Raw genomic sequence first — 14,681 nt, 5'->3', positions numbered from 1 at the left:
GAGGGCCCGCGGCACCACGGAGGCGGGGGAGTGGGGTCAGCCGCCGACGTTCACGTCGATGCAGGCGTAGAACGCGTTGGTGGTGTCGGCGATGTTCCAGACGGCCAGCACCTTTTGATGCCCCGTCAGTGAGCCGAAGTCGACCTGGTGGGTGACGGTCGCACCCGGCTTGGCACCGTTGTCGTTGAACTCGGCGATCTCCTGGCCGCCGACGAAGTACTGCCAGGTGCTCGTCGCGTGCTGGGCGGTGAGCTTCCACTCGAACGTCGTGCTGCTCTGCACCGGGGTGGCGACCCAGCCCTTGGAGTCGTCGTCGAGTTCCGCGAAGCGGCTGTTGCCGCCGCTGCAGCTGGTCAGGCCCTTGGGCCCCTCCACGCTCTGCGGCTCGTAGGTGATGTCACCGCAGGACACCGTGCCGGCCGCGCACTGCGCCTGGCGGCTGGGCGGTGAGGAGATGTACCCGTGGGCACTGGCCGAACCGGCGGGAAGGCTGAGGGCCAGGACCGGGGCGAGAGCCGCGCCGATGAGGGCGGCCGTCTTCTTGCGGGCGTGCATGCCTACTCCTTCACTTCAGGTCTTCCGGAGCGCGCGTGATGTGGGGGCGCACGTCCGGAACGGCCTCTCGAGGGTGGGGCCAAGAGGCGCGAAGGGACATGGAGTCAGCCCTGTGGGGCAGGGTCGACTCCCGTAAGCGGAACGGCCGTTGACGCTTGGCCTAGACCATACAAGTGGCTGTGTTCCTGTCAAGGTCGAGTCGGTCCCCGCGGCGCCCGCGGGACCACGACGCACAGCGCCCCCCGTCGCGGGACGGCGACGGGGGGCGCTGGTGGAAAGCCGGGCTGAGCTGGGGGCCGGGCGAGGTGCGGCGAGCGGGACGGTCAGCTGCGCGGGAGCTGGGTGGCCGTCTCCAGGTAGAAGGTGTCGATGCTGCGGACCGCCGCCTCGAAATCCTCCAGATTGACCGGCTTCGTCACATACGCGTTGGCGTGCTGGTGGTAGGCGTCGGTGACGTCGTCGGGCGCGGCGGACGTGGTCAGCACGACCACCGGGACGGCGCGCAGGGCGGCGTCGTCCTTGAGGATGCGCAGCAGCTCCCGCCCGTTCATCCGCGGCATGTTGAGGTCCAGCACGATGAGGTCGGGGAGTGCCGTCTCCGGATCGCGCAGATACTCCAGGGCCTCCAGCCCGTCGGCGACCTGCGTGAGGTTGCGGGTGCTGTGCTGGGCGAGCGCGTCCTGGATCAGCAGGGCGTCGGCGAGGTCGTCCTCGACGAGCAGGACGTCGTAGGAGCGAGGAGCAGCGATCATGGTGTGGTACTCCGGGGGACGAGTGGGGGGCACGGACGGGCGTCATGGGTGATGAGCCCGGGCCAGCGGCGGCGCGCCCCCTGACGGCTGAGGTGTGTCGCTTCGCCGATCTGAGGGTATCCGGCGCCCGCGGCGGCGGCGTCGCGGGCCGCTTCGCCCTCCAGCCTGCTGACCGCGTGCTGGAGCTGGGTCAGGACGCGCAGCCGCCGGAGCGCGCTGCGCGGCGCTTCGCCGTGGAGATCGTGATCGGAGGGATATCCGACCTGCGGAACGAGGTCGGCGACGAGGTCCTGGACCGCCTGGACGGCCAGTTCCTCGAAGGTTCGGCTTCCAGGGAGAAGTGACGGATCATTTCCTGGCATGCCCGAACCGTACCGTCGCGGAATACGCGCGACAACAACTGTTGTCGTTGGCGTATCGTATCGACGCCGCTGCCTGCGGCGGCAGGCCTCGGACGGTCGAAGGAGCACAGGAGCATGGACGTGGGCGGAGGCCGGCGCGAGCCGGTGGGCATAGCCCGTTGGACGACCCGGCGCTGGCTGACGACAGGGGTCGCCGCCAGTGCTGTCGTGCTGCTGATCCTCGGGTCGCTGGGCGCGTGGTCGCTGAGCACCACGTCACGGCTGACGGACGAGGTCGTCCAGTACCGTTCCCCGGCACTGATCAACGCGGTGCGGCTGGAGGCCGCCCTGGTCAACCAGGAGACCGGCATCCGCGGCTACGGGCTCACCGGCCGTCGCGACTTCCTCACGCCCTACACACAGGGCAGGGCGGACGAGGAGACCGCGCTCAAGAAGCTGGACCGGCTCGTCACCGGGTCGGACGAGGCCGAGAAGGACCTGCGGGCGGTGCGGTCCGCCGTCGGGACGTGGCAGCGGCAGCTGGCCCGGCCGGTCGCCGAGGCGTCGGGCGCCGACGCGGTCCGGACCGCCTCCGAACGGGCCGGGGACGGCAAGCAGCTGTTCGACTCCGTCCGCGGCTCGCTCTCCCGTCAGCAGGACCACCTGCTGGCGGCCCGGACGCGCGCGGGCGACGACCTCGACGCGGCACAGCGCCTGAGCAACCTGGTGTTCATCGCCATCGCCGTCGTCATCGCCGTCCTGATGTGCGTCATCTTCTACGGGCTGCGGCGCGGCGTGACCGGCCCGCTGACCCGCCTCGGCGCCGCCGCACGCGACGTGGGCCGCGGCCGCTTCGACCGGCAGGTCCCCGCGACCGGCCCGGCCGACCTGCAGCAGCTGGCCCACGACGTCGACGGGATGCGCGAGCGGCTGGTGCAGGAACTGGCGCGCAGCGAGGAGGCCCGCACCCAGCTCGACCAGCAGGCCGACGACCTGAGGCGGTCCAACGCGGAGCTGGAGCAGTTCGCGTACGTGGCCTCGCACGACCTCCAGGAACCCCTGCGGAAGATCTCCAGCTTCACGCAGCTCCTCCAGCGGCGCTACGGCGACAAGCTGGACGAGCGGGCGGACCAGTACATCGCCTTCGCCGTCGACGGCGCCAACCGCATGCAGGTCCTCATCAACGACCTGCTGATGTTCTCCCGGGTCGGACGCGTCCACGACCAGCGGTCCGTGTCCCTGGAGGACTCCCTGAACGGCGCGATCGCCACCCTCAGCGTGGCCGTCGAGGAATCGGGCGCGCGCATCGAGCACGACGAACTGCCGACCGTGGACGGCGACGCCGGCCAGCTGGGCCTGCTGTGGCAGAACCTGCTGTCCAACGCCATCAAGTTCCGCGCCCCCGACCGCCCGCCGCACATCCACGTGAGCGTCCGCCAGGAGGACGACATGTGGCGCTTCACCGTCCGGGACAATGGCATCGGCATCGCCCCCGAGTTCCGCGAGAAGGTCTTCGTGATCTTCCAGCGGCTGCACACCCGCGAGGCCTATCCGGGCACCGGCATCGGCCTCGCCATGTGCAAGAAGACCGTCGAGTTCCACGGAGGCACCATCGGCGTCGACCCGGTCGACGGCGACGGCACCTCGATCAGCTTCACGTTCCCCCTCCAACCGTCCGCCCCGGCGGCCGACAGCGAAGGATCGCTGCTCTGATGACAGCGCTCGATGGGACGTCCGCCGCACCCTGCCGGATCCTGCTGGTCGAGGATGACGCCGGGGACGCCCTGCTCGTCGAGGAACTGCTGCTCGACACCGACCTCGACCACGTCCTGGTCCACTGCCGCACCCTCGGTGAGGCACGCGAGACGCTCGCCGCGCGGCGCAGCGACTGCGTCCTGCTCGACCTGCACCTGCCCGACGCGTCCGGGGTCGGCGCCGTCACCGACCTGCTCGAAGCGGCCGGGGACGCCGCCGTCATCGTGCTCACCGGCCTGGCGGAGTCCCAGGCCGGAGTCGAGGCGCTGGCCGCCGGCGCCCAGGACTACCTGGTCAAGGGCAAGGTGCAGCCCGACCTGCTGCAGCGGGCCGTGCGCTACGCCCTGCACCGCAAGCAGGCCGAGCGGGCCAACGCCAATCTGCAGGCGGGCAAGCTGCGCGCCGAGGAGAACGCCCGCCTGGAGCGCGGCCTGCTGCCCGCGCCCATGCTGTCCTCCGGCGACGTCGTCGCCACCAGCCGCTACTTCCCCGGCCGCCAGCAGGCGCTGCTCGGCGGCGACTTCCTCGACGTCGTGGAGACCGCCGACGGACAGGTGCACGCCGTCATCGGTGACGTCAGCGGACACGGCCCGGACGCCGCCGCGCTCGGCGTGTGCCTGCGGATCGCCTGGCGCTCCCTGACCCTGGGCGGCCATCGCGGCGGAGCGCTCCTGGAACTCCTGGAGCAGATGCACATCGCCGAGCGCAGCTCCACCGATCTGTTCACGACGTGCACCCTGGTCACCGTGGACCGGAACTCGGGCACCGCCTCCCTCCATCTCGCCGGTCACCACGCGCCGCTGCTGACCTCCCACGGACGCTCCCAGGAGCTCGGCATCGAGCACGGAGTGGCCCTCGGCATAGCGCCGGGCCTGCACAAATGGCCCGTCACCACCGTCCGGCTGCCGCCCTCCGGATCGCTGCTGCTGTACACGGACGGCCTGGTCGAGGGGCATGTCGACGAGAGCGCCGAGCGGCTCGGCGTCGACCGGCTGATCGCCATCATGGACGCGTGCGCGAACTCCGACGCGGGCACGCACCTGGACCGCATCCTCGACGAGGTCCGGGTCCGCAACGCCGGCCGGCACACCGACGACCTCGCGGTCCTGCGGCTCGACTGGGCCGGGATGCCCGCCGTCCCCTCCCAGCGCACCCGGGCCGGAGTGCGCTGACCCCTCCTCCCACGCCTTTGCCCTTGCGCTCTTCCGCCCTGCCCTTTCGTCCGGAAACGGTCCGCCCGGGACGCGGGCCGCGCCCGCAGGCAGCATCATCGGGAGAGCAAGGCCGCCGAGCCTGCGCATGCTCCGGGCGGAGGGAGTGAGCCCCATGGAGAGCCGTGAGGAGAGGTCCGCGACTCCGGGGACCGGGCCGGGCCGGGCGGTGCGCGTGGCCGCCTTCGTGGGGGCCCTGCTCGCCACGGTCTGCGTCATCGTGACGGCGAGCCTGCGCGGCACCGTGCTCGCGCCGGACTTCTACGCCTCGGCCCTCGACCGGGAGCACGCCTACGACCGGCTGTACGACCAGGTCCTGGTCGATCCGCGGACGGCACCGACGACCCGGCAGCTCCTCGCGCAGCTGCCGGTCCCCGAGGCACAGGTGACGTCCAACATCAAACTGGTGCTGCCGCCCGACACGGTCCGCGCCCTGGTGCGGCAGCAGATCGACGCCACGGTCGGCTACCTCAACGGCAGCCGGAACACCCTCGACCTCACCGTCGACCTGCGGCCGGTCCTGGCCAACCTCGACCAGCTCGCCCAGATCTACCTCGGCGACCTCGTGGCCGGCGTCCAGAACCGGTCCGAGCCGGACTTCGCGCGGTTCTCCGCCGACGTCTCGGACGCGCTGCGCGAACTCGCCGCAGGCCGCGCGCCGAAGGGCGTGCCCCAGCTGTCGCTGACCGAGGGCCAGGCGGCGGCGGTGACCACCGCGCTCCTCGCCGTCGCCCCCGCGGACCAGCGGCAGGTCCTGCGCGGCGAGGTGGAGACCGCGCTGGCCGACGGCGACGTGGCCACCGCGCTGGCGGCGGTCGCCGCGTCCGCGCAGACCGACCGCTCGAGTTCTGCCGTCCGGCGACTCCAGGAGAGTCTGGACGGCGGCACCTGGGACCCCGCCACGGTGCTCGCCGCGTCCGGCGACGATCTGCGGGCCGTGCACGACATCCGCCCCTACACCTCGGTGGGGCTCGGCCTGGTCGAGGCCCTGGCCGCGGCGGTGCTCGCGCTGTGCCTGGTCGCGCTGTGGATCACCGGCCCGGAGCGCCCCGGCCGCAGGCTCCTGGGGCTGGCCCGGCCGCTGCTCGGCGGCGCCGCCCTGGTCGCCGCCGCCGTCGGCGTCTGGGAACTGCTCGGCGACGGGCGGCTCGTCAGCCCCTCCGCGTCCTGGCCGCCGTCCCTGAGCCGCCTCGTCGACGACGTGCAGGACCGCGCCCACGGCATGCTGGTCGACACCGTCCTGCTCACGGTCCTGGTCGCCGTGGCCGCCGCCGCACTGCTCGCCGTCACCGGGCGCCTCCTCGACCGGCGCCGGACCCACACCACCGGGTCCTGGCGGACGCCCGCGATTGGGCTCGGCGCGGCCGCGCTGGCCGTGGCGGGCATCGTCGTGACCCCGCTGCTCACCGCCGCCTCCGCCCCGCGCCTGTGCCAGGGCTCCGCCACGCTGTGCGACCGCCCCTACGACGAGGTGGCCCAGCTGACGGCGCACAACGCGATGGCGACGACCGTCGACCGCTTCATCGGGCCGCTCCAGGACCCGGACATCACCGCTCAGCTCAACGACGGCGTACGCGCCCTGCAGCTCGACACCTACCGCTGGGAACGCCCCGAGGAGATCACCGCGCGCCTCGACGAGTCCGACTTCACGGCCGAGCAGAAACAGCTCGTCCAGCGGGCCGTCAACACGATCAACCCGCCCCGCGAGGGACTGTGGCTGTGCCATGCCGTGTGCCGGGCGGGCGCCGTCGCACTCGTCCCGGAACTGCGGAAGATCGGCGCCTGGATGCGGCAGCACCCCACGGACGTCGTCACCTTCATCGTGCAGGACGAGATCAGCGCGAGCGACACCGAGCGGGCCTTCCACGAGGCGGGCCTCGACCCGCTGCTGTTCACCCCCGACGCCGACCCCGACCACCCCTGGCCGACCCTCGGGGAGATGATCGACAGCGGCCGGCGGCTCGTCGTGTTCGCCGAGGACGCCGACGGCCCGGCCGCCTGGTACCGGAACTTCTACCGGTACGGCATGGAGACCCCGTTCGCGTTCCGCTCCCCGGACCGGATGACCTGCTCCCCGCACCGCGGCGGCACCGGCAAGCGCCTGTTCCTGCTCAACCACTTCATCACCGACAACGGCGGCAGCCGCCTGGACGCGGGCACGGTCAACTCCCGCCGCTTCGTCCTCAACCGGGTCCACCGGTGCGAGCGCGAGCGCGGCCACCCGGTCACCTTCGTCGCCGTCGACTACGCCACCATCGGCGACGCCGCGGGCGCCGTCCGCGCGCTCAACGAGGAGCGCGCGACGGGCTGACCCGGACCGCTCGGCTCCGCATCCCGTGGCCCGGCCGCCGCGTACCCGCCGGTGACAGGGGAATCCGGGTGGGACCCCGCAGCCGAACCGAGGAGAGGGCCCATGGAACGCGTCCACGTCTTTCTGGCCAGGCATTTCTGGGTGCAGCTCCTGCTGGGAGTGGTCGCGGGTGCCGTGCTCGTCCAACTGCTCTACCCGCAGGGCTCGTTCGGTGCCGTCCTGGTGCGCACCGCGGTCATGTCCGTCGGCGGCGGCTGCGTGGCGCTGGTCCTGCGGCGCAGGGAGCGGCGGACCGCCGGGACCACGGACGGCCTGGTCTCCCTCGACCGGCGGCTGCGCACCGGCGACGTTCCCTCGGACCCCGGCGAGCGGCAGGCCATGCGCAGGCTGGTCGACCAGCGCCTGCACCGGACCCGGCACCGCAAGGCCGCGCTCGCCTTCCTGACGGTCCTGTTCGTGGGGACCACCGTCCTGACGGCCTTCACGGCGGGTCCCCGGCAGACGATCGGGCTCGCGACCGTGACCGTGGTGTTCCTCTCCTGGATGCCGTACGTCAGCAGCCTCCAGATCCGCCGGCTGCACACCATGGACGCCGCACTGGGCCGCGCGCCCTCCGGCATCGGGTCCCCGGCGACGGACGGCACCCCGCCGGCGCACGAGCCCGTCGCCGGGCCGCCGCACCGCACGTCCTGACGCACCCGGGCCGCCGGGGTGCGGCCCGCGCCGACTGCGGGCACGCTGGAGGAGCAGCCAGGCAACCGGAGAGCGAGCCATGTTCCGCAGCAGGTCGGTCGACGACGGCGAGGAGTTGCTCGACCGGCTCGGGACGATGACGGCACGGGCCCGCGAGCTGGCGGCGATCCAGCGCTCCCGCGTCGAGCTCGCGGTGGAGCTGCAGCGGGGCATGCTGCCCCGCGACCTCCCGCACCCGCCCGGCATCCGGGTCGGTGTGGGATACACCCCGGCCACCCACGGGCTCAACGTCGGCGGCGACTGGTACGACGCCTTCACCCTTCCGGACGGCAGCATCGGAATGTCCATCGGTGACGTCCAGGGCCACAACATCGAGGCGGCTGCCTTCATGGGACAGGTCCGGGTGGCCCTGCGCGCCCTGGCCTCGGTCACCGCGGACCCGGGCGAACTGCTCGCCCGGACGAACGACCTGCTCGTCTCCCTCGACGCCGATCTCTTCGCCACCTGCACCTTCATGCGCCTCGATCCCCGCACCGGGATCCTGGACTGCGCGCGGGCCGGCCACATCCCGCACATCTGGGCGAGCGCCGACGGCCGCTCCGGAGTCGACGACAGGGAGGGCGGGCCGCCGCTCGGCGTGCTCCAGGGCGCCACGTTCCCCGTCGCCCGCCACCGGCTCACCGAGGGCGGCGTCTTCGTGCTCCTCACCGACGGCGTGGTGGAGGGCCCGGCGCTGAGCCTCGACGACGGCCTGGCCCAGGTCACCCGGCTCGCCGAGATCGCCGTCGTCGCCGGCATGAGCATCGACGCCCTCGCCGGGGCCGTCATGAAACTGGCGGACACGGTGGGACACGAGGACGACGCGGCCGTCCTCGTCGTCGGCTACGACGTCGGCACCCGGTGGCGGCGGCCGGCGGAGGCGCCACCCGCCTGATCGGACGCGGCGCCGGTGGCCGAGGAGCCCGCGCCGGTGTCTGATGGCTGTGTGGTGGACAGCCGATGGTTACGACGGCCCGTGGGGACCGCCCTCACGACGCTGCTCGTCGCCGCCGTCTACTACCTGTCGGGGCGGCTCGGCCTGCTCGGCCGGCTCACCATCGAGGGCATCGTGGTCACGCCCATCTGGCCACCCACCGGCGTCGCCGTCGCGGCCCTGGTGGTCCTCGGCCTGCGGGTCTGGCCCGGCATCGCCCTCGGCTCCCTCCTGGTCATCGCCTCCCTCACCACGCCCCAGGCCACCACCCTGGTCAACGTCGCCGGGAACACCCTCGCGCCGCTCTGCGCCGTCCTCCTGCTGCGCCGGATCGGCTTCCGGCCCGACATCTCCCGCCTGAGAGACGGTCTGGCCCTGGTCTCCGCCGGACTCTGCGCGATGGTCATCAGCTCGACGGCGGGCGCCGGTGTGCAGGTACTGAGCGGAGCCCTGGACACGGGGGACTTCTGGACCGTGTGGCTGGCCTGGTGGGTGGGCGACACCATGGGCGTCCTGCTCGTCACCCCGCTGCTCCTGCTGCTCCTCGGACCGAAGGAGCGGTTCCGGGTCCGGCGGTGGAAGGAGGCGCTGTGCCTGGTCGTCACGGCCGCCGTCCTCGTCCCGCTCGCCGCGCTCAGCCCGGTCAGCCTGCTCTTCCTCGTCTTCCCGCTCCTCGTCTGGGCCGCTCTGCGGTTCGAGCTGATCGGCAGCCTGTCGTGCGCCCTGTTCGCGTCCGTCCTGGCCACCTTCGAGGCGAACACGGGAAACGGCGCGTTCGTCCAGCAGACCGGTCTCGAGGTCATGGCGAAGCTCGGGGCGTTCAACGGCGCCGTCGCGCTCACCGCCCTCCTGCTGTCCTCCCTCGTCACCGAGCAGCGCACCACACGTCGCTCGGTCCAGCGAGCCTGCGACGAACTCGCCGAGGTGCTGGAACACCTCACCGCGGGCGAGAACCTGCCGGGCGTGGCAGGTCAGCGGGGGCAGGACGGCGAGTTCGGTCCGCCGGGCCAGGCACCGACTCCACCCCGGGAGTGAGCACGGGGCGGCCCGCGGTGGTGCACAATGCGGCGATGGACGTCGCCAAGATGGAACTCGCCCTTCAGAGGTACCAGGACGCGGTCGCCGCGCTGGACGCGGCCCGCACGGACCTGGAGGCCGAGGCGGCCGCCGCACTGCGCGCCGAGGATGCCACCCCGGAGGACTGGGCGCAGGTGTCGGAGCTGACCGGCTGGAGCGAGCAGGAGCTGCGCCGCCTGGTCACCGCGGCGGACACCCTCGACCTGCGGTAGTCGCCTTCGGCGCGGGCCGGGCTTTTCCGAACCCTTGACCTGGATGGTCCAGACCAATAGTTTCGCGTGCAGGCAAGTCCACCGTTCAGTCAACTGTTCCGTACGGCACGTGCACCACGCCTCACAGGAATGAGCTCTGTCATGCGCCTACGCCTGCGTTCACGCCTGCGCCGAAGACTTCTGTCCCGGACGGCTGTCGCCGTCACCTCGCTCTCGCTGCTCGGCGTGGTCGCCCCAGCCGCGTCCGCCCACGGCGGCCACCACGACACCGCCCGCCGCGTCGGCTACTTCACCCAATGGGGCGTCTACGGGCGGGACTTCCAGGTCCAGGACCTGGACCGCAGCGGCGCCGCCGCCCGGCTCACCCACATCAACTACGCGTTCGGCAACATCGGCACCGACGGCAAGTGCCTCATGGGCAACGTCCCCGGCGAGTCCGACCCCTGGGCCGACTACCAGCGTCCGCTGGACGCCGAGAACTCGGTGGACGGTGTCGCCGACACCGACACCCAGGCCCTCGCGGGCAACTTCAACCAGCTGCGGGAGCTGAAGGCCGCGCACCCCGGCCTCAAGGTGATGATCTCGCTGGGCGGCTGGTCCTGGTCCACGAACTTCTCGGACTCGGTCCGGACTCCCGCCGCCCGCAAGGCACTCGTCTCCTCCTGCGTCGACCTCTACCTCAAGGGCAACCTGCCGCAGGACGGCGTCCGCGGCGGCGCCGGAGCCGCGGCGGGTGTGTTCGACGGCGTCGACCTCGACTGGGAGTGGCCCGGCTCCGAGGGCGACACCGACACCGTGTACCGCCCGGAGGACAAGCGGAACTTCACCGCGCTCGTCGCGGAGTTCCGCCGTCAGCTCGACGCCTACGGCCGCACCCGGCACCGGCACTACGAGCTGTCCGCGTTCGTCCCGACGGCACCCGCCAAGATCGACGCCGGGTTCGAGGTCTCCAAGATCATGAGGGACTTCGACTTCGTCAATCTCCAGGGCTACGACTTCCACGTCAGCGGCGAGAAGACGACGGCCCAGCAGTCCGCCCTCCGCGCCCGGAACGACTTCAGCGTCGACGGCACGGTCGAGGCGTGGCTGCGGCGCGGCGCCCCCGCCCGCAAGCTCGTCGTCGGCATGCCGTTCTACGGGCAGGGCTGGACCGGGGTCAGCGGCGGCGGCGACGGCATGGGGCAGCCCGCCACGGCGCCCGCCCCGGCGAAGTGGGCCAACGGCTACGCGGACTACAAGGAGTTGAAGGCGCTGGCGGACTCGGGCACGTACCGTCTCCACCGCGATCCGCGCGGCGGCGACGCCTGGCTCTTCGACGGCACGACCCTGTGGACGTACGACGATCCGCAGGTGCTCGCGCAGAAGTCCCGCTACGTCAGGGCCAAGGGCCTCGGCGGCGCGATGTTCTGGTCCCTGGACGGCGACACCCCGGACGGGGAACTCGTACGGACCGTCGACCGGGCCCTCGGGCACTGACAACGCACGCGGGGCGGCCCCTGGACGGGCCGCCCCGCGTCGCGGTTTCCGGGTCAGCGGGTCCGCTGCTGCTCCAGCACTGTGTGCAACAACGACTCAGGGGCCATCGACTGCGCCCTGCGCACCCGCTCCTCGTACGCCGAACTGCCCAGCAGCGCCCGGGTCCTGGCCCGGGTCAGCGCGCACATCGGGAGCACTTCGGGCGTGCCGCGGCGGAGCAGGCCGACGGCGCTCCAGAACCGGTCGCTCGCCGCGATCGCGACGACCGCCCGTTCCGGATCCTCCTGGGCGCACCAGCTCGTGGCGAGCAGATCGAGCCCCATGGCGATGCCGAACTGGTCGCCGATGCGCTGCTTCGCGTCGAGCATGTCGCGCGCGTGGCCGGCCGCTTCCCGGTGACGTTCCTCGAGCAGGGCGATCAGGGCGAGCTGGTAGTCCAGATAGGAACGGGTCCAGTACTCCCGCAGGTCCACGCAGACCTCGCGCTGGGCCAGGGCTTCCCGCCGTGCCTGGTCGAGACGCCCGGCACCGGTGAGGGCGAAGACGCGGACGAGGCCGCACAGCATCAGTCCGAACGTGAGCGTCGGCCGGGCCGGGTCCGCGCGGGGGGCGGCCGCCGAACGGTCGGCTGCGTCGCGCGGGGCCGGTACCCCCGCCCGCAGCGCCTCGTCGGCGCGGCTCAGCGCCGTGATCGGCTCGCCGTCGAGCAGCGCGGCCAGCCCTTCGAGGTAGGCGGCCTGCCGTACGCCCTCGGTGTCGCCCGTGGCGAAGGCCTCCCGCAGGCTCGCCCGCGCGTGCGTCCGGCCCGTCACGTGGTCGCTCTGCAGGATCCGGGCAAGGCCCAGCGTCCACAGGGCGCGGACCCGCCGCGGATCGTCGGCGGGAGCCACTTCGAGGGCGAGCTGCGCGTAGTAGGCCACCTCGTGCAGATGACCCGAACAGACCCAGAAGAACGCGGTGTTGCCGATGAGTTCGAGGGCGGTGGAATCCTCCGCGTCGATCAGATGACGCGTCGCCAGACACACGTCGTGGAACAGGTCCCGCATCCGCGCGTACCAGTTCTGCTGCTCGGCGCCGAGCCAGCCCTCGTTCGCGCGCCGGCTCGTGTCCAGCATCGCGGCGGCGTGCCGCGCCGCGACGGTCTGTTCCTCGTCCAGCTCCCGCAGCCACATGCGGCCGTAGGCGCGCACCGAGTCCAGCATCCGGTACCGGCCGTCGTGCAGGACCACCACGGACTTGCGCACCAGCCCGGTCAGCGCCTCGCGCAGCGTGTCGGCCGTCAGGGGTCCGCCGAGGCACACCAGGGCCGCGAGGTCGGCGTCGAAGGAGCCGGGGAACACCGCGAGGCGTGCCCACAGCAGCCGTTCCACCGGACGGCACAGCTCGTGGCTCCACCCCACCGCCGTACGCAACGCGCTGTGCCGCGACGGGTGGGGCCCCGGCTCCTGCCGGTCCAGTGCCTCCGGTTTCTCCTCGGTCAGGTCCCACGCCTCCTGGAGCGTCCGGTGCCGCAGCAGACCGGCCGCCAGTTCGAGGGCGAGCGGCACCCCCTCCAGTCGGGTGCTCAGCCGCTGAGCCAGCTGCCGTTCCGTGGTGTCGCGCAGCGGGCGGCCCGCCGCGGTGGCCCGGGCCTCGAAGAGGGCGAAGCCCTCGGCCGCCGGGTCGAGCGGCCCCAGTTCGACCACCGCCTCGCCCGCCATGCCCAGCGCCTCCCGGCTCGTGACCAGCACCGTCAGCCGGGGACACACCGTCAGCAGGTCCGCCACGAGGGACCTCGTGGCCGCCACCAGGTGCTCGCAGGAGTCGAGGACCAGCAGGACGCGCCGGTTCCCGAGCCAGTCGCACAGCGCCTCGACCAGTGTGCGTGAGGTGTGGTCGGACAGCCTGAGGGCGTCCGCGACCGATGCGGACAACAGAGCGTCGTTCTGGACCGGCCACAGATCGGCCCAGCACACCGCGTCGAAACCGGCCCAGTCGCCCTCGCGCGCACTCCGGAGCGCCAGCCGTGACTTCCCCATGCCGGCCCCGCCGGTCACGGTCACGAGCCCCGGCTCGCGCAGCAGTTGCCGCAGCTCGGCCAGCTCGGCGGCCCGGCCCAGGCACGGCGTGGTCTCACTCGGCAGGTTGATCAGCACAGCTCGATTCTCCCCACAGGTCGGTCTGCATGTCCCCAACTCTTCGGAAGGCGGGGACGGAACGGGGGCAGCTGTCTGGAGGAGTGGAAATCCGGCCTGGGCATGACGGCTTCGTCGGCAAAGGTGCGGTCACCGAGCGTGCCAACGGCCCGGCAGTCGAGGACGGTGCGCACGGCGGAGCGCGGCGGCCGGTAGGCACTGGGACGCAGCGCCTACCGGCCGCGGGGTGCCTCACGGCTTGGCACGACACCCTGCGCTGATGGCACCGCAGCCACGGCATGCGTCATCGCATCGCCCGCAAAGGCAGGGAGACCCGAATCGGGCCAGGTAGTGCCACACCTTCTTGACCGCTTGGAGGTCATAGAGGCCGCTGCGTGCAGCGACTCCGACGATCCGGGGATCGAGGACGCCGTCGACCGCCATCCGCGTGCCCAGGTCGACGTATTCCTGACCGCGGTAGTCGGGGTGACGCCGGAGTCCTTCAACGCCAAGTCGGAAGCCGGGGTGCCACTCCACCGGGCAGCCAAGACGCAGAGCCGCGTCCTCGACCGTCGTGCCCCGGTAGCAGGGGTCCAGCACCAGTGCCTCGACATGACAGTCCGGCCGGACCGCCCCGTGCACCTGCGCCTCGACGTAGTCGTCAAGCTCGTCCTGACGATCGGCACAGGCGATTTCGATGAGCCCCATGCGGTCCGCAACACCGAAATTCGACGGTTCAAAGAAGCTGTCCGGGTAGCAGAACGTGCTCCTCGTCAGCGCCTGGGCCGTCAGCCGGAAGTGGGCCGAGCCGAACCGCGGCGCCCCGCCGACCGGCTTGCGGCGGAAGTTCAACGCCCCGTAGACGGGCCGCTCATGAGCGGTCGCTCCGTCGTACGCCCCGCCGAAGATCCTGCTCTCCCAGCGCCACCGGTCGCCGCCTGGATGCGCGGTCAGGCCGCCGTTGCTGGTCCCGGTGACGAACTGTGAGTGGTAGACGCCGCCCTCGGCCATGGCGTCCAGGATCGGCTTGCCGTGCAGCAGACGGTCCGGGTGGAAGTTCAGGGTCACCCGCAATGCCGGGTCCATCGGCGGGCCCGACGCCAGTTCCGTGACATGCCGAAGGGCCCGCTCCTGCGCTGTTTGAGAGGCTGCGGAGCTCATCAGCGCAGTGTTCCCCACTCTGATCGACCGGTGCACGCGGATTGTTCACC

The 14,681-nt window shown here is 72.2% G+C and carries 13 protein-coding genes; 9 read left to right on the top strand and 4 right to left on the bottom strand.

All coding sequences use genetic code 11. From position 1 onward, the window contains the following. Positions 1 to 36: 36 nt before the first annotated feature. Both ABT127_RS09620 and ABT127_RS09615 read right to left on the bottom strand, forming a co-directional pair. Positions 37 to 555, bottom strand: coding sequence for a lytic polysaccharide monooxygenase auxiliary activity family 9 protein (locus ABT127_RS09620; RefSeq protein WP_111661511.1), 519 nt, complete (start codon positions 553 to 555; stop codon positions 37 to 39). A gap of 323 nt (positions 556 to 878) precedes the next feature. After that, positions 879 to 1,307 carry a response regulator gene (locus ABT127_RS09615; protein ID WP_111661512.1) on the bottom strand — a complete coding sequence of 143 codons (429 nt, stop codon included), beginning with the start codon at positions 1,305 to 1,307 and terminating at the stop codon, positions 879 to 881. Positions 1,308 to 1,351: 44 nt separating this feature from the next. On the opposite strand from ABT127_RS09615, the gene ABT127_RS09610 reads away from it, so the two are divergent. The 9 genes from ABT127_RS09610 (at position 1,352) to ABT127_RS09570 (ending at position 11,356) form a co-directional block, all read left to right on the top strand. Next, on the top strand, positions 1,352 to 1,651 hold the full coding sequence (locus ABT127_RS09610; RefSeq protein ID WP_351446374.1) for a hypothetical protein: 300 nt from the start codon (positions 1,352 to 1,354) through the stop codon (positions 1,649 to 1,651). Between the two features lie 132 nt (positions 1,652 to 1,783). Next, complete coding sequence (locus ABT127_RS09605; protein ID WP_351446372.1) at positions 1,784 to 3,361, top strand: sensor histidine kinase; 1,578 nt, start codon at positions 1,784 to 1,786, stop codon at positions 3,359 to 3,361. Then, complete coding sequence (locus tag ABT127_RS09600; protein WP_351446370.1) at positions 3,361 to 4,575, top strand: PP2C family protein-serine/threonine phosphatase; 1,215 nt, start codon at positions 3,361 to 3,363, stop codon at positions 4,573 to 4,575. The genes ABT127_RS09605 and ABT127_RS09600 overlap by 1 nt, the downstream gene beginning before the upstream one ends. 154 nt (positions 4,576 to 4,729) lie before the next feature. Continuing rightward, positions 4,730 to 6,925 carry a PI-PLC domain-containing protein gene (locus tag ABT127_RS09595; protein WP_351446368.1) on the top strand — a complete coding sequence of 732 codons (2,196 nt, stop codon included), beginning with the start codon at positions 4,730 to 4,732 and terminating at the stop codon, positions 6,923 to 6,925. Positions 6,926 to 7,027: 102 nt separating this feature from the next. Further along, positions 7,028 to 7,618: a hypothetical protein gene (locus ABT127_RS09590; protein WP_351446366.1), complete on the top strand. Its 591-nt coding sequence runs from the start codon at positions 7,028 to 7,030 to the stop codon at positions 7,616 to 7,618. Between the two features lie 79 nt (positions 7,619 to 7,697). Beyond that, the gene (locus ABT127_RS09585; RefSeq protein WP_351446364.1) at positions 7,698 to 8,552 is read left to right on the top strand and encodes a PP2C family protein-serine/threonine phosphatase; all 855 of its coding nucleotides are present in this window, start codon (positions 7,698 to 7,700) and stop codon (positions 8,550 to 8,552) included. A gap of 81 nt (positions 8,553 to 8,633) precedes the next feature. Continuing rightward, positions 8,634 to 9,626 carry an MASE1 domain-containing protein gene (locus ABT127_RS09580; protein ID WP_351446362.1) on the top strand — a complete coding sequence of 331 codons (993 nt, stop codon included), beginning with the start codon at positions 8,634 to 8,636 and terminating at the stop codon, positions 9,624 to 9,626. A 35-nt stretch (positions 9,627 to 9,661) separates the two neighbouring features. Further along, positions 9,662 to 9,880: a hypothetical protein gene (locus ABT127_RS09575; RefSeq protein WP_351446360.1), complete on the top strand. Its 219-nt coding sequence runs from the start codon at positions 9,662 to 9,664 to the stop codon at positions 9,878 to 9,880. Between the two features lie 165 nt (positions 9,881 to 10,045). Next, positions 10,046 to 11,356 carry a glycoside hydrolase family 18 protein gene (locus tag ABT127_RS09570; RefSeq protein WP_351447208.1) on the top strand — a complete coding sequence of 437 codons (1,311 nt, stop codon included), beginning with the start codon at positions 10,046 to 10,048 and terminating at the stop codon, positions 11,354 to 11,356. Positions 11,357 to 11,409: 53 nt separating this feature from the next. Here the strand turns inward: ABT127_RS09570 and ABT127_RS09565 are convergent, their stop codons facing one another. Together ABT127_RS09565 and ABT127_RS09560 are read right to left on the bottom strand one after the other, a co-directional pair. Next, a complete protein-coding gene (locus tag ABT127_RS09565) occupies positions 11,410 to 13,491 on the bottom strand; it encodes an ATP-binding protein (protein WP_351446358.1) in 2,082 nt (693 codons plus the stop codon). Between the two features lie 231 nt (positions 13,492 to 13,722). Further along, a complete protein-coding gene (locus tag ABT127_RS09560) occupies positions 13,723 to 14,631 on the bottom strand; it encodes a DUF3626 domain-containing protein (RefSeq protein ID WP_351446356.1) in 909 nt (302 codons plus the stop codon). Positions 14,632 to 14,681: the final 50 nt, after the last annotated feature.

It is taken from the genome of Streptomyces sp. NPDC001904 (assembly GCF_040297005.1).
Lineage (GTDB): Bacteria > Actinomycetota > Actinomycetes > Streptomycetales > Streptomycetaceae > Streptomyces.
This window is presented reverse-complemented; position numbering and strand designations above follow the sequence as displayed.